This is a genomic window from Paraburkholderia nodosa DSM 21604 (assembly GCF_000519185.1).
In the GTDB taxonomy this organism is placed as follows: Bacteria; Pseudomonadota; Gammaproteobacteria; order Burkholderiales; family Burkholderiaceae; genus Paraburkholderia; species Paraburkholderia nodosa.
The window spans coordinates 91,434-111,054 of sequence record NZ_JAFA01000009.1 but is presented as its reverse complement, the minus strand read 5'-3'; the positions used below and the strand labels follow the sequence as shown (position 1 = coordinate 111,054).

The 19,621-nt window shown below is 64.1% G+C and carries 14 protein-coding genes; 6 read left to right on the top strand and 8 right to left on the bottom strand.

The window, feature by feature from the left end; all coding sequences use genetic code 11:
• Positions 1-104: 104 nt before the first annotated feature.
• Both A3CW_RS0115185 and A3CW_RS0115180 read left to right on the top strand, forming a co-directional pair.
• A complete protein-coding gene (locus A3CW_RS0115185) occupies positions 105-857 on the top strand; it encodes an SDR family oxidoreductase (RefSeq protein ID WP_028204339.1) in 753 nt (250 codons plus the stop codon).
• A 40-nt stretch (positions 858-897) separates the two neighbouring features.
• Positions 898-1,803 (top strand): SDR family NAD(P)-dependent oxidoreductase, encoded by a 906-nt coding sequence (locus A3CW_RS0115180; RefSeq protein ID WP_028204338.1) that lies wholly within the window; start codon positions 898-900, stop codon positions 1,801-1,803.
• Between the two features lie 22 nt (positions 1,804-1,825).
• Here A3CW_RS0115180 and A3CW_RS0115175 read toward each other — a convergent pair whose 3' ends face one another.
• From A3CW_RS0115175 to A3CW_RS0115165, 3 genes are all read right to left on the bottom strand, one after another.
• A complete protein-coding gene (locus A3CW_RS0115175; protein WP_028204337.1) occupies positions 1,826-4,573 on the bottom strand; it encodes a bifunctional diguanylate cyclase/phosphodiesterase in 2,748 nt (915 codons plus the stop codon).
• An 8-nt stretch (positions 4,574-4,581) separates the two neighbouring features.
• The gene (locus tag A3CW_RS0115170; RefSeq protein ID WP_028204336.1) at positions 4,582-5,364 is read right to left on the bottom strand and encodes a substrate-binding periplasmic protein; all 783 of its coding nucleotides are present in this window, start codon (positions 5,362-5,364) and stop codon (positions 4,582-4,584) included.
• 296 nt (positions 5,365-5,660) lie between these two features.
• Positions 5,661-7,013: an MFS transporter gene (locus A3CW_RS0115165; protein ID WP_028204335.1), complete on the bottom strand. Its 1,353-nt coding sequence runs from the start codon at positions 7,011-7,013 to the stop codon at positions 5,661-5,663.
• 325 nt (positions 7,014-7,338) lie between these two features.
• Here A3CW_RS0115165 and A3CW_RS0115160 point away from each other — a divergent pair, with 325 nt between their 5' ends.
• The 3 genes from A3CW_RS0115160 to A3CW_RS0115150 are packed head-to-tail and all read left to right on the top strand — an operon-like array spanning position 7,339 to position 11,794.
• Positions 7,339-9,123, top strand: coding sequence for an IlvD/Edd family dehydratase (locus A3CW_RS0115160; RefSeq protein WP_028204334.1), 1,785 nt, complete (start codon positions 7,339-7,341; stop codon positions 9,121-9,123).
• Between the two features lie 26 nt (positions 9,124-9,149).
• Complete coding sequence (locus tag A3CW_RS0115155) at positions 9,150-10,328, top strand: fumarylacetoacetate hydrolase family protein (RefSeq protein ID WP_028204333.1); 1,179 nt, start codon at positions 9,150-9,152, stop codon at positions 10,326-10,328.
• A 23-nt stretch (positions 10,329-10,351) separates the two neighbouring features.
• Positions 10,352-11,794, top strand: a complete 1,443-nt coding sequence (locus A3CW_RS0115150; RefSeq protein WP_028204332.1) for an aldehyde dehydrogenase family protein — start codon at positions 10,352-10,354, stop codon at positions 11,792-11,794.
• Between the two features lie 43 nt (positions 11,795-11,837).
• Here the strand turns inward: A3CW_RS0115150 and A3CW_RS0115145 are convergent, their stop codons facing one another.
• From A3CW_RS0115145 to A3CW_RS0115130, 4 genes are all read right to left on the bottom strand, one after another.
• Complete coding sequence (locus tag A3CW_RS0115145) at positions 11,838-12,533, bottom strand: phosphatase PAP2 family protein (RefSeq protein ID WP_028204331.1); 696 nt, start codon at positions 12,531-12,533, stop codon at positions 11,838-11,840.
• A 335-nt stretch (positions 12,534-12,868) separates the two neighbouring features.
• Positions 12,869-13,984 (bottom strand): succinylglutamate desuccinylase/aspartoacylase family protein, encoded by a 1,116-nt coding sequence (locus A3CW_RS0115140; RefSeq protein WP_028204330.1) that lies wholly within the window; start codon positions 13,982-13,984, stop codon positions 12,869-12,871.
• A 96-nt stretch (positions 13,985-14,080) separates the two neighbouring features.
• On the bottom strand, positions 14,081-14,857 hold the full coding sequence (locus A3CW_RS0115135) for an ABC transporter substrate-binding protein (RefSeq protein ID WP_028204329.1): 777 nt from the start codon (positions 14,855-14,857) through the stop codon (positions 14,081-14,083).
• Between the two features lie 358 nt (positions 14,858-15,215).
• Positions 15,216-15,512 (bottom strand): hypothetical protein, encoded by a 297-nt coding sequence (locus tag A3CW_RS0115130; RefSeq protein WP_028204328.1) that lies wholly within the window; start codon positions 15,510-15,512, stop codon positions 15,216-15,218.
• A gap of 296 nt (positions 15,513-15,808) precedes the next feature.
• Between A3CW_RS0115130 and A3CW_RS0115125 the strand changes: the two genes are divergently transcribed.
• Complete coding sequence (locus tag A3CW_RS0115125; protein ID WP_035513047.1) at positions 15,809-17,731, top strand: hypothetical protein; 1,923 nt, start codon at positions 15,809-15,811, stop codon at positions 17,729-17,731.
• Here A3CW_RS0115125 and A3CW_RS0115120 read toward each other — a convergent pair.
• Complete coding sequence (locus A3CW_RS0115120) at positions 17,728-19,557, bottom strand: beta-galactosidase (protein WP_028204326.1); 1,830 nt, start codon at positions 19,555-19,557, stop codon at positions 17,728-17,730. The genes A3CW_RS0115125 and A3CW_RS0115120 overlap by 4 nt on opposite strands.
• Positions 19,558-19,621 lie beyond the last annotated feature (64 nt).

Here is a 19,621-nt window from a genome sequence, read left to right as displayed (position 1 = left end):
AGCCGATATTCTGGTTATGCGGCTACCGTGGAGCGTTGGCTGGCGGGAAGATGCACCCATCGCATCACGTTGCATCACCCACCCAACCGGAACGGAGAGTCACCATGAGCACGCAAGCCAACACCAGCAAAGTCGCGATCGTTACCGGCGCTTCCCGCGGGATCGGCGCATCGATCGCCAGACGCCTCGCGGGCGAAGGCGTCGCAGTCGTCGTCAACTACGCCGGCCGCGCGGCGGACGCGAACGCGGTCGTGGAGGAAATCAAAGCCGCGGGCGGTCGCGCCGCGGCGATTCAGGCAGACGTGGCCGTGCCCGCCCAGGTGGCCGCGATGTTCGACCAGGCCATCACGCTCTTCGGCGGCGTGGATATCGTGGTGAACAACGCGGGCATCATGCAGCCGGGCCTCGTCAATCTGGCCGATACCGACGACGCCCTGTTCGACCGGCTCGTCGCGATCAACCTCAAGGGCACCTTCAATACGCTGCGCATCGCCGCGAAGAAGCTGCGCGAGGGCGGCCGCATCGTCAACTTCTCGAGCAGCATCCAGGCGCTCGCGCTGCCGGGCTACTCGGTGTACGCCGCCACCAAGGCCGCCGTGGAAACGATGACCAACATCTTCGCCAAGGAACTGCGCGGCCGCAATATCACCGTGAATGCGGTTGCCCCCGGACCTACCGCAACCGAACTTTTCCTCAAGGACAAGACGCTCGAGCAGATCGAGCGCCTTGCGAAGATGCCGCCGCTCGAGCGGCTCGGCCAGGCGGACGACATCGCCCAGGTAGTGTCGTTCCTCGTCGGCAACGGCGCAGGCTGGATCGACGGTCAAACGATCCGCGTGAACGGCGGCATTGTTTGATGTCCTGATCAAGCGTTTCATTGCGAACAAGGAGCCCATCATGAAGAAGGTCATTGTCGTTACCGGCGCATCGAGCGGTTTTGGCCGCCTCGCTGCCGAAGCACTCGCCAGCGCCGGCCATACCGTCTACGCGTCCATGCGTGCGACCGCCGGGCGCAACGCCCCGGTCGTCGCGCAGATGGCGGAATTTTCGCAGCACAACGGCGCGGATCTGCGCACCGTCGAACTCGACGTGCAGTCGCAGGAGTCGGTGGAAGCGGGCATCGCCCGCGTGATCGCCGCAAGCGGGCGTATCGACGTCATCGTCCACAACGCGGGCCACATGGCCTTCGGGCCGGCCGAAGCGTTCAGCCCGGAACAGTATGCGCACCTGTACGACATCAACGTGCTGGGCACGCAGCGGGTGAACCGCGCGGTGCTGCCGCACATGCGCAAGCGGCGGGAGGGCCTCGTGGTGTGGGTGTCGAGCAGCAGTTCCGCAGGCGGCACGCCGCCTTACCTCGCGCCGTATTTCGCGGCGAAGGCCGCCATGGATGCGATTGCGGTTCAGTATGCGCGCGAGCTTTCGCGCTGGGGCATCGAAACGTCGATCATCGTGCCGGGCGCCTTTACCTCGGGCACGAATCACTTCGCGCATGCGGGCAGCCCGGAGGACAAGGGCGTGGTCGCCGCCTATGAAGCCGGCCCCTATGCCGGGTTCGGCGAGCAGGTCCAGAAGGCGTTCGCCGCCATCGTGCCGCCGCAAGCCGACGTGGGCCTCGTGGCCGAGGCGGTCGTCGATGTGGTCGATGCCCCCTTCGGCAAGCGGCCGTTCCGGGTGCACGTGGACCCGGCCCAGGACGGCGCGGACGTTGGCTTTGCCGTACTGGACCGCGTGCGCGCGGAGATGCTGCATCGCGTGGGCATGTCCGACCTGCTCGCGCCAAGCCGGCACGGCGACGCGTGACGCGACAGGCGGCGGGGCGCGCTCACTCCGTGACGCACTCCGGCGCTTCGAGTCCACGCAATGCCGCCTCGAACTCCTCGACAGGAATCGGGCGGCAGAACAGATAGCCCTGATACGCGTAACATCCGGCCGAGGCGAGGAAGGCGCGCTGCTCCTCGGTCTCGACCCCTTCGGCGATCACGCCGAGGCCCAGGCTGTGCGCGAGCGCTACGATGGTGCGGGCGATCACGGCGTCGTTCGGGTCGACGAGGACATCGCGCACGAATGAGCGGTCGATTTTCAGTTGAGCGAGCGGCAGGCGCTTCAAATACGAAAGCGACGAATAGCCGATGCCGAAATCGTCGAGCGCGAAGACGATGCCGTTCGCCTTCAGCGCCTCCATTTTCTCGATGATCTCCTGCACGTTGTCGACCAGCACGCTTTCCGTCAATTCGAGCTTCAGCCGGTCCGCTCTCGCGCCGGTCTGTTTGAGCGTGGCCAGCACGCTTTCCACGAAGTCCGGCTGGTGCAGCTGTTGCACGCTGACGTTGACCGCGATGGTCAGATGCCCGGTGTCGGGCTGCGTGGCCCAGCGCGCCAGCTGGGTGCAGGCCGCGCGCAGCACCCAGCTGCCCAGCGCGGCGATGAGCCCGGTTTCTTCGGCCACGGGAATGAAGTCGGCCGGATACACGAGCCCGCGCAGGGGATGACGCCAGCGCACCAGCGCCTCGACGCCGGTGACACGGCCGCGGTCGATCTGCATCTGGTAGTGAAGCACGAACTGTTCGCTTTCGATGGCTTCGCGCAGCGCCGCTTCGAGCGCGGCACGCTCCACCACGACCGTCTGCATGTCGGGGTCGAAGAGGCGCACCGCGTTGCGGCCGCGTTCCTTGGACTTGTACATGGCGAGGTCGGCCTGTTTCATGAGGTCGTCCGTCGACGCCTGGAAGCCCTTGAAGACGGTTGCGCCAATACTCGCCGAACTGCGGTAGTCGATCTCGTCGAGTCGATAAGGATTCCCGAGCACGGTGAGAATCCGCTCGCCCAGGGCCTCGGCCTGGCGGGCCGCCTCACAGGGAACGGGATTCAGATTGCCCACCACGACGACGAACTCGTCGCCGCCCACGCGCGCCACGGTGTCGCCCGCGGGTATGCTCGCCGCCAGGCGTTTCGCCACTTCCTGCAGCAGCAGGTCGCCCTTGTCGTGGCCCAGCGTGTCGTTCAGCGTCTTGAAATGATCCAGATCGATGAACAGCAGGGCGCCGCACGTGCCGTTCCTCGCGCTGTCGGTGAGGGCGTCCTTCAGGTTGTCGAGCAGCAGCGTGCGATTGGGCAGGCCGGTGAGCGCGTCGTAGAAGGCCAGCTCCTTGATGCGCTGGTCGGCGATCTTGCGCTCGGTGATGTCGCGCCCGCTCGTGCGAAAACCGATGAAATCGCCCCTGGAGTCGGTAATCGGCACCCACGACGCGCAGAGCCACATGAGCGAGCCGTCCTTGCGCACGCAGCGAAATTCCAGGTTGTCGCCGCGCGAGCCCAGTTGGGCGCCGCGGAACTCGGGTGCGACGTAGGAGGCGTCGCCCGGATAAATCACGGTGCAGGCGAAGTCGCTCATGGTCATGCACTCGTCGACCGTATAGCCGATGTACTGCTCCACCGCCGAGTTGATCCAGCGCGGCTTGCCCTCCGGCGACCACCAGATTTCCCAGTTGACCGTGCAGTCCGCAATGGCGCGGAATTTTTCCTCGCTTTCGCGCAGTTCCTTTGTCATCGACGAGGCCAGCCGTATCGCGCGGCTGCGGCCTGTCATCATGAGGCGCGTGAGCAGCGCGAGCAGCAGGCTCAGGCCCGTGCCGGTGATCGCGATGAGCGTTGCCGCGTCGCGGCCGAAGCGCGCTTTGAAGCCGTCGCGCGCCATTAGCTTGAGCATCCAGTCGTGTCCGCAGACGACGAGATATTCGGTCGCCGAAAGATCGCTCGGCAGGCGATGGGCGGCGGCGCCCGACGTTCGGTAGAGCAACGCGTCCGGCGACGATTCCACGCCGTCGTAGATGGAGACCGAAAGCCCCGGCGGTTCCTCGCCGTAAAGGCTGGCAATGACGTCGTGCATGCGAAAGGACGCGTAGACCCAGCCAACCAGCTGCGCCTGGCGTTCGGTGGCGTTTTCCGGCGCCGGGCCGCGTGTGTAGACCGGCATGTACATCACGAAGCCGGGGTCGGCGCCGGGATCGGTGTCGACCGAGAGGCGCACCTTGCCGGAGATGGTCGCCATGCCGGTGTCGCGCGCCTGCTCCATGGCGCGCCGGCGCACCGGGTCGGCCCAGGCGTCGAAACCGGGCGCCGCGCGATTGGCGCCGATATACGGTTCGCGCTGAATGATGGGGGCGTAATTCGCGCGCGGACCATCGGGCTCGATCGAGTAGCCTGGCAAGCCGCGCTGCTGCATGGCCGTGATATGCGCGGCCTTTTGCGTTTGCGGCACCCACGCGACGATGCCGATGGCCTGGATGCCGGAAAAGTTGGCGTCGAGATTGAGCGTGCTGACGTAAGCCCGGAACGCGTCGCGATCGACCTCGCCGCTGGCGGCAAACAGGCTCTGCACGCCGCGCAGCAACAGCTCGTACGTGCCCATGCGCTGTTCGATGCGGCTCACGACGTCGCCGAGCGAGAAGTCGAACTGGGTGAGCAGTTCGTGGCGGGCCGCTTCCCGCTCGTGGTTCCAGAGCGCCCAGGTCACGCCGAGCGCGGCGGCGAGAACCAGTAGCGGGAGCAGAATGAGGCGCGTCCGGGTCATGGCGGCGTCTAGAAGGGGACCATCGAGTCGGCGAGGTCAGGCTTGAAATACTTCGTGAAGATGCGCCGCACCGTGCCGTCGGCGATCATTTCGTTGACGAGGGCGCGCCACTTGTCCCGCTCCTCGGGCGAGAGCGCCTTCTTCGACATGATGAGACCATGCGGAATGGGTGGATCGTCGAACTCCACGATATTGGTCACGCTCCGAATCTTCGCTTCATCGATGGCGGGATAATCGAACGGCTCGATGATCATTCCCTGAATGCGGCCAAGGATCAGCGCCTGGTAAAGCGGTTCGAGGCCCCCGGCCTGACTCACGCGGTTTTCGGCGGAGAGCGAATCGACCAGCCGGTTGGCCGCCTCGCTATAGCGGAAGCTGCGAATCACGCCGAGCTGAAACTTGTCGTTGTGCTCGAAATCGGCCAGCTGATGGATGCCCGAATCCTTGCGAACCAGCAGATAGTACTTGTTGCTGAAGTACCAGGCAAAGTCCGCGTATTGATTGCGCTCTTCGTTGGCAATGCCCGAAAGACTGAAATCGAGCGCGCCCGATTCGATCAGTTTCCAGATGCGCGCGCGCGACATCAGGCTCACGCGGATCTGGCAGCCGCTGCGCCGCGCCAGGGCGTCGGCGAAGTCCTTGTCGATGCCCGTGTCCGTGTCGACGGAGTAGAGCAGCCCATGATCGTGTAAGGCGAGCGTAAATGAGCGCGAGCAGTCGGGGCCCGCGGCAACCGCGGTGCCAATGCAACCGAGCGCCACCAGCAGGCCCCCAAGGCAGGTTCGAATCACAGCGTCTCCGTTGCTCGATAGTGGCCCGATGGCAGTGCGTCGGGCGGAAAACAGTGTTCACGTCTTATCGGCAGCGTGCTGCAATTCTTGAGACAATTCCAATTGTTTTTTTTGCACGTTTTTGTGCGGGCGCTGGGGGCTTCAGGCAGGACGAGTGCCTGTGCTCGCTGGACTGCGAAGGCCAAAAAAAAAGCGCCGGCGCAAGGCCGACGCAATTTTCAAAACGGGATCGTGTAAGGAAGGCTCACCCAGAAGGTGGCCTTCGCAACGGACGATTTAGCCGATTCGCATAGCGCTCAGTTCTCTTCCACCAGGTCCCGGTTCAGCATGCTTTTCGGAATCGACAGAATCAGAACGCAGCTCACCAGCAGACACGCGCCCAGCGCATAGGTGCCGTTGTTGATGTCGCCGGTCAGGTCCTTCGCCACGCTGGTGATCATGGAGCCCGTGAAGCCGGACAGGTTGCCGACCGAGTTGATGAGCGCAATCCCCGCCGCCGCGGCCGTACCGGAAAGAATCTGCCCCGGGAACGTCCAGTAAATCGGCATGAGCCCGAGAATCGCGCAGGTGGAGATAGTCAGGAATACGATCGAGAGCGGCACGTTGTGCGCGAAGAGTGCGCTCAGAATCAGGCCGACGCCGCCGATACAGGCCGGAATGGCCGCATGCAGCCGGCGCTCGCCCGTCTTGCGCGAGTGTGACGCATTCCAGATCATGGCGACCACGGCGCTGAGATAGGGAATGGCGGTCAGCAAGCCGATATTGAACGTGCTCTTCACGCCGGAAGCCTTGATGATGGACGGCAGCCAGAACGCCAAACCATAGAAGCCGGTATTGAAGGTCAGCAGGATGAACGTCAGCAGCCAGACGCGCGGGCTTTTCAGCGCCGCCGCGGCGCTATGCGTTTTCTTCGCGCTTTCCTGTTCGAGATTCTTCTGAAGCACGGCTTTCTCGGCGGCGCTCAGCCATTTCGCCGACTGAATGCCGTCGCCCATGCGCAACAGCACCACGAAGGCGACGAGAATCGAAGGAATACCTTCGAGCAACAGCATCCACTGCCAGCCGCCCAGGCCGAACAGGCCATGCGTGTTTTCCATGAGCCACCCCGAGATAATCCCGCCGAGCGTGAGGCTCACCGGAATGGCGATCAGGAACCCCGACATCGCGACACTCTGGCGACGCGCCGGAAACCAGTAGTTCAGGTAAAGAATGATGCCGGGGAAAAAGCCCGCTTCGCAGACGCCGAGCAGAAACCGCAGGATGTAGAACATCGTCGAGGTCTGCACGTGGAAGAAACTCGCGAGCGGCGCGATAAATGCGAGCGACGAAGACACGATGCCCCACGTCACCATGATGCGCGCGATCCAGAAACGCGCGCCATAGCGATGCAGGAGCAGGTTGCTCGGCATCTCGAAGAGGAAGTATCCCCAGAAGAAAATGCTTGCGCCCACGGCGTAGATGCTGTCGCTCAGGCCGAGCGAATCGAGCATCTGCAGCTTGGCAAAGCCGACGTTCACGCGGTCGAGGTAGGCGACGACGTAGCACAGAAGCAGAAGCGGCAAGATGCGTTTCAATACCTTGCGGTACAGCCGTTCTTCGGCTTCGTTGACGGCGGCCGGCGAATCCGCAATCTGGGTCAGGGTTGGCATGGGATGTGTCTCCATTCACATGTGCCTTTGATCGGTCCCGCTGATGGGGAGGCTATTTCCACGAACTTCGTGGTGTGTTTGCTGGATCTCTGCGCTGGCTGTGAACAGCGCGCTGTTTTGTTATCGGTAACACAGCGGGCGCTAAATTAGCATGAGACGAGGCGTCACGGCAAGTCGGAGGCCGGCGCCGAGGTCGGGAAAACGCGTGGTCTCACCTGGTGCACAGGGCGAGCGCAAAGTGCTAATATCGAGAAATGTTACCGATAACAAATGGCGTGGACCTGCCCGCCACATCGTCGAGACAAGGAACCAGCAAGTGAGTGATATGACCCAGCCCAACGCACGGCGCCTGCGCAGCCAGGAATGGTTCGACGACCCGGCCCATGCGGACATGACCGCGCTCTACGTCGAGCGCTTCATGAACTACGGTCTGACCCGGGAAGAACTGCAATCGGGCCGCCCCATCATCGGCATTGCGCAAACGGGGAGCGATCTCGCCCCCTGCAACCGTCACCATATCGAGCTGGCGGCGCGCACCAAGGCGGGCATTCGCGACGCGGGCGGCATCCCGATGGAATTTCCGGTGCATCCGCTGGCCGAGCAGAGCCGCCGGCCCACGGCGGCACTCGACCGCAATCTGGCCTATCTGGGTCTGGTCGAAATTCTTCACGGTTTCCCGCTCGATGGCGTCGTGCTGACCACGGGCTGCGACAAGACCACGCCCGCTTGCCTGATGGCCGCGGCAACGGTCGATATGCCCGCCATCGTGCTGTCGGGCGGCCCGATGCTCGACGGCTGGCATAACGGCCAGCGTGTCGGCTCGGGCACGGTCATCTGGCATGCGCGCAATCTGCTGGCGGCCGGCGAGATCGACTACGAGGGTTTCATGGAGCTCACCACGGCTTCGTCGCCCTCCATCGGCCACTGCAACACGATGGGCACGGCGCTGTCGATGAACAGCCTCGCCGAAGCGCTGGGCATGTCGCTGCCCGGCTGCGCCAGCATTCCGGCCGCTTACCGCGAGCGCGGGCAGATGGCGTACGCAACGGGCAAGCGCATTGTCGACCTCGTGCGCTACGACATGCGGCCTTCGCGCATCATGACGAAAGAGGCGTTCGAGAATGCCATCGTCGTGGCCTCCGCACTGGGTGCGTCCACCAACTGCCCGCCGCACCTCATTGCGATCGCGCGGCACATGGGCATCGAGCTGAGCCTCGAAGACTGGCAACGCGTCGGCGAACAGGTGCCGCTCATCGTGAACTGCATGCCGGCAGGCGAGTATCTGGGCGAGAGCTTCCACCGCGCGGGCGGCGTGCCCGGCGTGCTGCGCGAACTCGACCGCGCGGGCCTCGTGCACCGCGAATGCCTCACGGTATCGGGCCGCACCATCGGCGCGATCGCCGATAGTACGCCCGAGCCCGATCGCGAAGTCATCAGGACAACCGATGACCCGCTCAAGCATGGCGCGGGGTTCATGGTGCTCTCGGGCAACTTCTTCGACAGCGCGATCATGAAGATGTCGGTGGTCGGCGACGCCTTCAGGCAAACCTATCTGAGCGAGCCGGGCGCGGAAAATACCTTCGAGGCGCGCGCGATCGTGTTCGACGGTCCCGAGGACTACCACGCGCGGATCAACGATCCGTCGCTCGAAATCGACCAGCGCTGCATTCTCGTGATTCGCGGCACGGGTACGGTGGGCTACCCGGGCAGCGCCGAAGTGGTGAACATGGCGCCGCCGGCGGAACTGGTGCGCCAGGGCATCACGTCGCTGCCCACGCTGGGCGACGGCCGCCAAAGCGGTACGTCGGCGAGCCCGTCGATCCTGAACATGTCGCCCGAGGCGGCGGTGGGCGGCGGCCTCGCGCTGCTGCAAACGGGCGACCGCATTCGCGTGGACCTGAATGCGCGCAGCGTGAACGTGCTGGTCGACGAAGCCGAACTGGCGCGGCGGCGCGAAACGGCGCACTTCGAGGTTCCGCCCGCCCAGACGCCCTGGCAGGAGCTTTACCGCAAGACGGTGGGGCAGCTGTCCACGGGCGGATGCCTGGAACCTGCCACGCTCTATCTGAAAGTCATCGCCGAGCGCGGCAATCCGCGCCACTCTCACTAAACACCGGACACCAAACTGGACGCACCATGACCTCGAACACTCCCGCAAACTGGCTTCCCGGCGATGTCGGGCAGGCGCTGCTCGTTGGCCGCGTGTGGCGCAAGGCTGGCGAGCATGAAGGCCCCGCTGTCGTGCTCGTGCGCAACGGCGAAGTCTTCGATATCACGGCCAGCGCGCCGACCACCGCGGATCTGTTCGACCGCGAGGACCTCGCGCAATTTGCACGCACGGTGAGCGGCGAAACGCTCGGCCCGGTGGAGAAGCTGATCGAAGCGAATCTGCCCGGCAGCGCGGAGCCCGCGCTGCGTCTGCTCGCGCCCAATGACGTTCAGGCCATCAAGGCCTGCGGCGTGACGTTCGCGGTGAGCCTGATCGAGCGCGTGATCGAGGAGCAGGCGGGCGGCGATCCCGCGAAAGCGCAGGAGGTGCGCGCAACCATCGCGGCCACGATCGGCACCGATCTCTCGAAGATCAAGCCGGGCTCGGAAGACGCGATGAAGCTCAAGGCGGAACTCGAGCGGCGCGGCGCGTGGTCCCAGTACATGGAAGTGGGCATCGGGCCCGACGCGGAAGTGTTTTCGAAGTCGCAGCCGATGTCGGCGGTGGGCTTTGGCGCGGCTGTCGGCTTGCTGGCCGCTTCGGTCTGGAACAACCCCGAGCCGGAAATCGTGCTGGCCGTGAACAGCCGCGGCGAGATCGTCGGCGCGACGCTCGGCAACGACGTCAACCTGCGCGACATCGAAGGCCGCTCGGCGCTGCTGCTCGGCAAGTGCAAGGACAATAACGCCTCGTGCGCGATTGGCCCGTTCGTGCGTCTGTTCGACGAGTCGTTCAGCCTCGACGCGGTGCGCAAGACGAGCGTCGCGCTGCGCGTGGAGGGCACGGACGATGACTTCGTACTGGAGGGAATCAGCCATATGAGCGAAATCAGCCGCGACCCGGCCGATCTCGTGGCGCAGACGTGGGGCCCGCATCACCAGTATCCCGATGGCTTCATGCTCTTTCTCGGCACCATGTTCTCGCCGATCAAGGATCGCGACACGCAAGGCGGCGGCTTTACGCATCACCTGGGCGACAAGGTCACCATTTCCGCGCCGGAACTCGGCGCGCTGGTCAACACCGTGCAATTGAGCACGGAACTCGCGCCGTGGACCTTCGGCGTGCGCGCGCTCTATCGCAATCTGGCTGCACGCGGATTGCTGTGAGCCACTGAATCGGAAAACGCGACATGAACCAGTTCGACAATTACATCGGCGGCCAGTGGGTGCGCGGCGCCACGGCATCCACCAACATCAATCCCTCCAACCTCGACGACGCAATCGGCGAGTTCGCGCAGGCAGACGACGCGCAGACGCGCGACGCCATCGCCGCCGCGCGCAAGGCCTTTGCGCAGTGGTCGCTTTCCACGCCGCAGCAACGCTTCGATTTGCTCGACCAGGTGGGCAGCGTCATTCTCGCGCGCAAGGCCGAGTTGGGCCGCCTGCTCGCGCGCGAAGAGGGCAAGACGCTGCCCGAGGCCATCGGCGAGGTCGGCCGCGCCGCGCAGATCTTCAAGTTCTTCGCCGGCGAGGCGCTGCGCCTTGGCGGCGAGATCGTGCCTTCGGTGCGGCCCGGCATGACCGTCGAGGTGACGCGCGAGCCGATTGGGGTGATCGGGCTCATTACGCCCTGGAACTTTCCGATCGCCATTCCCGCCTGGAAGATCGCGCCCGCGCTGGCCTATGGCAACACGGTCGTCATCAAGCCCGCCGATCTCGTGCCGGCCAGCACGTGGGAACTCGTGAAGATCATTGCGGAAGCGGGCGCGCCGGCCGGCGTCATCAACCTCGTGATGGGCCGCGGCTCGGTGGTGGGCGAGGCGATCGTCAGCTCGCCTGATGTCGATGCCTTGAGTTTCACGGGCTCGGTCGCGACGGGCCGCGCGATCGGCGCGAAGTGCTTTGCAACGGGCAAGAAGTTCCAGCTGGAGATGGGCGGCAAGAATCCCATGGTCGTGCTCGACGACGCCAATCTCGACGTCGCTGTGGAAGCCTGCATCAACGGCGCATTCTTCTCGACGGGGCAGCGCTGCACGGCGTCGAGCCGCCTCATCGTGACCGAAGGCATTCACGACCGTTTCATCGAAGCGATGAAGACCCGCATGAAAGCGCTGAAGACGGGCGACGCGCTGGCGGACGGCACGCATATCGGGCCGGTGGTGGACGACAAGCAGCTTCAGCAGGACGAGCGCTACATTGCGATTGCGCGTGAAGAGGGCGGCGAGGTGTACGGCGGCGAGCGCGTAGAAGGCGCCACGCGCGGCTATTTCCTTGCCCCCGCGCTGATCACCGGCACGACTGCGCAAATGCGCATCAACCGCGAAGAAGTGTTCGGCCCGGTCGCCTCGGTCATCAAGGTGAAGGACTATCATGAGGCGCTCGCCGTGGCGAACGATACGGAGTTCGGTTTGTCGGCCGGCATCTGCACGACTTCGCTCAGTTATGCCAACCACTTCCGCCGCCACGTGCAGGCCGGCATGGTCATGGTGAACACCGCGACGGCGGGCGTGGATTATCACGTTCCGTTCGGCGGCCGCAAGGGTTCGAGCTACGGCCCGCGCGAGCAAGGCAGCTATGCCCGCGAGTTCTACACCACGGTCAAGACGGCGTACGTCAATCCGGGCGCAGTGTGAAGCCGCGCGGGCGGCGTACTGAAGACGCCGCCCGCGCCGGTTTTCAGATCATTCCGTGCACCACGGAGTGGGCGAGCCTCAGCAGATCGTCGAATTGCGTGACCAGTTCGAAACTCACGAGAAACGTGAATGCGGCGGCCGCACCGGGAAAGCGCACCATCAGGCGCAGAGCGGGCTCGGCGGTCCGCTTCCTGACTGCATCGCGCGTCATCAGCCAGGTAATCACCACGCCGATGGCGGCGCCCGCGATCAAATCAGTCGGGTAGTGATAGCCCAGATACGCACGCGGCAAGCAGATGATCAGCACAACATATAACATCACCAGCGCGCCGACCACACGCCATACCAGCAAGATCCCCATCGCAATCGCCACCCACAGCATGGCGTGATCGCTCGGAAACGAACTGAAGTCGGTTAGCCCGGCCGCCCTAAGCGACGACGAAGCGAAATGCAGATGCAGATCGGGATTGAAGAGCGGCCGTTGCCGGAACGGCAGAAAACGCGCGAGGAGGCGTCCCACTGCGAGCGCGATCAGGCCGCTGGCCACCGTGGCGATCATCATCTCGCGCCGCCACTCGCGCCGCTCGCTCGGCTGGAACCAGATCCACCAGATGAGCGGGATGAGGAAATATCCCTTGAACGTATAGAGTCCCACCATCACCCGGATCGCGTGATTGAGCAGTGGCGGCAGATCGACTTGGGTGAGGGCTCCCAGAATGACGGTATCGAAGCTGTTCATTTATTGTGGGCCATTCCGCTGGTTCTATTTACGAATGAGAAAGGCGGCCGGAAACGGAGGTCTCCGGCCGCCTTGGGGCCCGATGTTCCAGGCGCTAACAATCGTAAGTTTCAACTCAGCGCGCATAGGTAAAGAATCGAAAGCAAGTGTAAATAGCGCTTGCTCCCGCCCTCACTGCGCCGCAGCGGCAGGCATCGTCCTTTGCGGTGCGCCTGCTGGACTGCTGTTACGTCCCGTCACACATCGTTTCGTTTCCAAACGAACTGTGCCGGACAACGTGTCCGTTATCGGGCATGACCCCATATCATTTCGGGCGATTTGCCCGGTTTTATCGCCTAGGCGGGCAGCAGAGAGCCGCTGCGCAGCGGCGTAGCGCCTGCCACCCACGCGACTTCCATCCCCGCCGTGGCGAAGCGCGTGCGTTGGCGTGCGTACAGCATGCCGGTCACGGAGCTCGTGATCGTGACGACGCGATCGGTCAGCGGATCGACCACATCGGCAATCGGCTGACCCGGTTCGACTCTCACGCCAACCGGCGTGCGGAACACGAGCACGCCGGAGGCCGGCGCGACGAGCGCTTCGGTGCCCGCGAACGGCGTGGCCGCGTATTCGAGCGCAGGCAGCGGCGCGGGCGTGCCTTCGATCACACCGCGATGCGTGAGGTAGTTGATGATGGCGTTCGCGTCGCGTTCGGCGAAGTCGTAGCTCACGTCCGCCTGGCCGCGCAGCTCGATCGTCACGGAAACCGCGCCGTTGGGAATCGGAAAGCGGTCGCCGTAGCGCTCGCGCAGCGCGGACCAGCAGAAGCTGTGAATCTCGTCGAAGGGGTTGCCGTCCGAATTGAGCGCGAAGAGCGAGGCTTTCGCTTCGAGATAGCGCGCGAGCGGCTCGACATCGGCCCACAGGTCGGGGTTCGTGTAGAGATGCATCGCGCCTTCGAAGTCGCAGTGCAGGTCGAGCACGACATCGGCGTCGTACGACAGGCGCTGCAGCGCCAGACGCTGCGAGCCGAGTTCGGTGGTGGGCGTCTGTTCGTCGAGCGCCTCTCGCATCGCAGCGCGCACGGCGGCCACGTTCTGCTGCGCGTCGCCGCTCAGTCGAGGGCCGACACGCGGGAGCACGAGTTCGGCGAGATCGTGGAAGTGGCGGTTGAAGTTGGCCGCGGTGCCGCTTTCAAAACGGCCGAGCAGCTGACCGAGCAGGCGCTGATTGAGGCCGATGGGATTGGGCACGGGCACGACGACGACCTCGCCGCGCAGCTTGCCTGCGGCTTCGAGCGCGGCAAGGCGTTGGCGCAGCGCCCAGGCGACCAGCATGCCCGGCAGTTCGTCGGCATGCAGCGACGACTGGATGTAGATCTTCTGTGCGCCGGTGGGGCCGTAGTGGAAGCTCGTGAGGTGCCGCGCGGTGCCGAGCGCCGGCGAGATGAGCGGATGGGTCTGGATCTGCATGATGGTGTGAGTGCGGGGAGAGGTTCCAGCGGCGGAAAGGGCAAAAGGCGCGGGAGTGCCCGCGCCTTCGTCGCTAATCTCGTGCTCCGGTCAGGCTCAGGAACCGTACACGTCGAACGCGAAGTAGCGCGATTCGATCTTCTTGTAGGTCCCGTCCTTGAGCATGTCCGCGAGCGCCTTGTCGATCTTCACCTTCAGGTCGGCGTCGTCCTTGCGCAAGCCGATGGCGGCGCCGTTGCCGAGGATGCCGCTGGGATCGCTCAGTTCGCCGTTCGTGAACGCGAAGCCTGCGCCGCGCGGGGTCTTCAGGAAGCTCAGGTCGGCTTGCACGGCGTCTTGCAGCGCGGCGTCGAGGCGCCCCGAGAGCAGGTCCGCATAGACCTGGTCCTGATCCTGGTAAGGCACGATCTTCACACCGTTCGGCGCCCAGTTGGCTTTTGCGTAGGCTTCCTGGGTCGTTCCCTGCTCGACGCCGATCGTCTTGCCCTTCAACGAATCGGCGGTGGGCTGAAGGCTCGAGCCCTTCTTCGCGACGAGACGGCTAGGCGTGTGGAAGACCTTCGACGAGAAGGCGATTTGTGCTTCACGCTGCGGCGTCATCGACATCGAGGAGAGCACGGCGTCGAACTTCTTTGCCTTGAGCGCCGGAATCATGCCGTCGAATTCGCTTTCCACCCAAACGCACTTCGCGTTGATGCGCTTGCAGATCTCGTTGCCGACGTCGATGTCGAAGCCGACCAGCTTGCCGTCCGTGCTCTTCGATTCGAACGGCGGATAACTTGCATCCACGCCAAAGCGGACCGTGGTCCAGTCCTTCGCACAGACGGAGGTAGCGACGGCGAGCATCGCGATGCACAGGGCAAACTTCTTCATTGACGTGGAGTCTCCAGTATCTCTTTCGACGCCGCCATGACGGATGGCGGCATGGTCAACAGCGGGCTGTCACGTCAGCCGTGTTGTATAGACAAGATAACGGCTCTCACATAATGAGACAACTAGGGTTTTTGCTGGCGAAGGTGTAAACGCGCTGACATGTGAGCGTTGCACACGGAAAGGAGGGGCAGGAGGCAGGGTGGAGTGCGCGTTGTAAGCGTTTATTGGCTAGACAACTTTGAGGGGCTAGCCGAACAGGCCTGTTGTCGCGGGGAGGGGGCGCGGGACTTGCACTTGAAGGGAGGCAGGCGCGCGCATGAGGTTGCGCGCGCAACGATATGGGTGGCGGGCGCGCCGGTCAATCGTCGTCGCCGTGGTGATGTTCCCAGCCACGATGACGGCCGTGGTCGTGCCAGTGGTGTTCGTCTTCGTCGTGGTCGTAGCGGTAGTAGCCGTACGCGGGGGCCGGCTCGTAGACTGCAGCGGGCGGCGCTGCATAAACGACGGGCGGCGGCGCCTCGTACACGGGCACGGGCGCGGCATAGACCGGACCGGGAACGCCGAGATAGACACCGATATCGGCATGGGCGGATGCCGCTGTGCTGACACACGTCCCTGCGAGTCCTGCGAGGAGATAAAACGTCAGGCGATTCATGATGATCTCTATTCCAGTCAACGGACGCGGTTGCGATGGAAGCGGATTCTAGTCGCTGAGCTTACGAACGGGATGCGCAGATTTGTCAATCGTGTAACCGCTGGTAAAGCTGCGCGAAAAATGTCGGGCTTAAGGTTCCCATAAGGGAATCACGCGGCCCTGAATTGCCGTTTGTGTGGGGCTGCCGCTTTAGGGTCATTACACGTTTGTGCCGTTGCCATTAACCTATAGAGGTTGCTCGCGCCCGAGACAGGTTGCCCATGCGTGCCGACGATCGAACTTCCACACAAGCCTGCATGCCCGAATTCCGGAAACAGGGCGATGTCTGCTCGTTCGGGAACGATGCCGTTGCATTGCGCTGGGCACTCGAGGACGAACACCTCACTCGCTTCTCACTCGTCGATTGCGCTGGGGCACGCGTACTGCCCATCGTCGCGCCGTTCGCGCTGACTTTCGCGGACGGCACCATACTCGGCCCGGCCGGCATGCGCGTGCTTGCACCGGTACGGGAAGACGCGCTCGCGGCCAACCCCCAAGCATCGCGCCTGGCCGAACGCGTCGCGGGCCGGCGCGTGAGCGTCACGCTGGGCGACGCCCAGGGACGCCTCGCGATGCAATGGAGCGTAGAGCAGCGCGACGGCGCGCGATATCTGCGCATGCTGCTGAACGTGACGGCCCTGCGCCAGGCCGAAGCCATTGCCGTCGTTTCATTACTGCAGGCGCGCGTTGTCGGCGCGCAGACCGGCAGCGAACGCAAGGGCACCCTGGTCGTCGCGGGCAACTTCTACCTGGGCTTCGAGTTGCCGCTTGCAACCAGCCACGTGGAAGCGGATAGCGTCGGTTTTACGCTGCAACGCACGTTGCCGCTGCAAAAGAACCGGACGCTGACTTACTCCGCCGTGGCAGGCGTGGCTCGCGACGGTCAGTTGCGGCGCGATTTCGCCACCTGCCTCGAGCAGGAGCGCGCCCGCCCATATCGTCCGTGTCTGCACTACAACAGCTGGTGGGATATCGGTTACCTCACCCCTTATACGCAGGACCAGGCGCTGGAGCGTATCGAAACGGTCGGCCGCGAATTGCATACCGCGCGCGGCGTGCAGATCGACTCGTTTCTGTTCGACGATGGCTGGGACGACCTTGGCGGCGGCTGGCATTTCAGCCAGGCGTTTCCTCATGGCTTCGTGCCGCTGCGCGAGGCGGCGGCACGCTATGGCGGCGCGCCCGGCGTCTGGCTGTCTCCCTGGGGCGGCTATTGCGCGCCGAAGGACGAGCGCGTCACGCATGGCCGCGCCGCGGGCTACGAAGTCATCGACAATGGCTTCGCACTATCGGGGCCGCGCTATTACGAGCGTTTTCACGAAGTCGTGATGAGCCTGCTCGCGAGAGACGGCGTGAACCAGTTCAAGTTCGACGGGACCGGCAACGCGGACCGTGTATTTCCCGGCAGCGTTTTCGATAGCGACTGGGACGCTGCGATCCAGCTGATCGGCGACATTCGCGCGGCGAAGCCGGAAACCTTCATCAATCTCTCGACCGGCACGCAGCCCTCGCCGTTCTGGCTGCGCTACGCCGACGCGATCTGGCGCGGCGGCAGTGACGACGGTCAGGCAGGCAGCGGCACGAGTCGCGAGCGCTGGATCACGTATCGCGACGCGCAGACGTACCGCAACGTCGTGCTGCGCAGCCCGCTCTTTCCGCTCAATTCCGTGATGCTGCACGGCATTGTCCTGGCGCAGTGCAACCCACGCCTGAATACGCCGGCAGGCGATGCATTCGCGCACGAGGTGCGGTCCTTCTTCGCGAGCGGGACGCAATTGCAGGAGCTGTACATCACGCCTTCGCTGCTGGGCGAAGACGACTGGAACGTGCTCGCGCAAGCGGCCCGATGGGCGCGCGTGAACGGCGGCGTGTTGCGCGACAGCCATTGGATCGGCGGCGCGCCCGACGAAGCGGCCATCTACGGCTGGGCCGCGTGGGCGCCGCACAAGGCAATCGTGACGCTGCGCAATCCGCACGATCAGGCGCAGCGCTTTGCGCTGGCGCTGCGGCATCAGCTGGAACTGCCGGCTGCGGCGGCGGGACGATTTCATGCGCGGAGTCTCTGGCATGCAGGCACCACCGGCATTCCCGCAATACTGGACGCGGACGTGCCGTGCGAAATCCAGCTCGCGCCATTCGAAGTGCTCACGCTGGAACTACTGCCGACCGATGGCGGCTAGTACAACGCATTCGCCAGACGCACCGGCTTCGTTTCGGTCTGGTGCAGGTCGAAGATCAGCACCTCGTTCTCGCCCTGCGTAAGCCACGGCGCGGGGCAATACAAGCGCTGTTGCGGGCCGATACTCCAGTAGCGCCCGAGATTGTGCCCATTGACCCAGACCACGCCCTTGGTCCAGTTGCCCATATCGAGCCAGGTGTCGCCGATTTCATCCAGAACCAGGCGCGCCTTGAAAAAGAGTCCGGGTTTCAGCGGATTCGTGCAGCGTGCCTGCAACCCGGCGATGTACGCCTCATCCATCGGCAGCAAAAAGACTTCCCATTCCTCGAGCGATGAAGCGGACCCGTCGGCGTATTGCATTTTTACGGGCGCTAGCAGTCCTTTGCGGTCGACGATCGCCGGCCCGAAGTTGACGCGCCCCATGGCCTCTACCAGAATTTCCAGCGCGCCTGGCGCGCCGGCCACGGTGGTGGGCAACGCGAGCGGCGCGCGATGTGTCACACGTAACTGTTGCGCATAGCCGTGCGGAATACGCGCGCGCGAGACGCCGCCCGCGTAGCGCTCGCCGACAAAAACCGCCGCATAGTCATGAACGCCGCTGATATCCAGCGCGCCAACCGGTTGCTCACGCAACGTTTTCCGATACAGCATGAAGCCGGATGTCTGGTCGTAGTGCTCGAACGGCTGCGGATCGACGCTCGAGTCGCACGGCAGGGGCGCGGGCAGGTTGTCCCAGATCGAGGTGTAGAGCGTTGGCGTCAGGGTGTGGCCCGCGACTGTGGCGATGGCGTCGGGAATGTCCGGCAAAGGCTCGGCGAGATATCGGGCGATGATGTCGCGATACTTCAGGTATTTCGCCGTAGCCGCCCCTTGCTCGTTGATCGGCGCGCCATAGTCGTAGCTCGTGATATCGGGTTGATAGTTGCCCGAGTCGTCCACATTCGCGCCGGCATAAAAGCCAAAGCTCGTGCCGCCGTGAATGACATAGAGGTTGAACGACAAATGCGACTGCATGAATGCCGTCAGGATGGCGGAAAGATCGTAATGGAGTCCAGCGAATTCCGGCTCGCCCCAATGCGTCAGCCAGCCCGGGTAGACCTCGCCCGCCATCGCGGGCACGGCAGGAAACGCGCGCCGCACCGTGGCGATTTGCGCCGCGTTGCCGTTGCTCAACGCGATGGCGCCACCCGTCACCGTAGTGCGATTGCGTTCGAGTTGCGCGAGACCGTCCTCGGTGTAGAAGGGCCCCGTTATGCCGCCTCGCAGCCAAAGCTGCCTGAGTTCTTCGAGGTAAGCGGGATTGCTTGCGTACGAACCGAATTCATTCTCTATCTGGATCATCAGGATCGGCCCGCCTGCATCGATCATCAACGGCTTGATGCGCGGAGCGAGTTCGCCGATGTAGCGCGCAACCGCCACCATGTAACGGGCATCGGTGGCGGAGTCGGTACGCAGCTGGATGTCCGGTTCGCTCAGCAGGTAAGCGGGAAGGCCTCCCAGGTCCCACTCGGCGCAAACGTAGGGGCCCGGGCGCAGCAGCACCCACAGCGCTTCTTGCTGACACAGGCGGATGAAGGCTTCGATATCGCGGTTGCCGCTTGCGAAGTCGAACACGCCCGGGCGTGTCTCGTGGTAGTTCCACATGATGTACAACGCGATGCAGTTCATGCCCATCGCCTTGGCCATGCAGATGCGATGCAGCCAGTACTCGCGCGGTATGCGCGCGGGATGCATCTCGCCGCTGCGGATCTGCAAGGGCTCGCCGTCGAGCAGGAAGTGCTCGCCGTTGGGGCTGAACGAGAAGGTGTGGCTGCGTTCGAGGTTCACAGTGCAATCGCGCCCTTGTATTTGCACACTCACGCACTATACTTCCACGGCTGATAGTAGAACG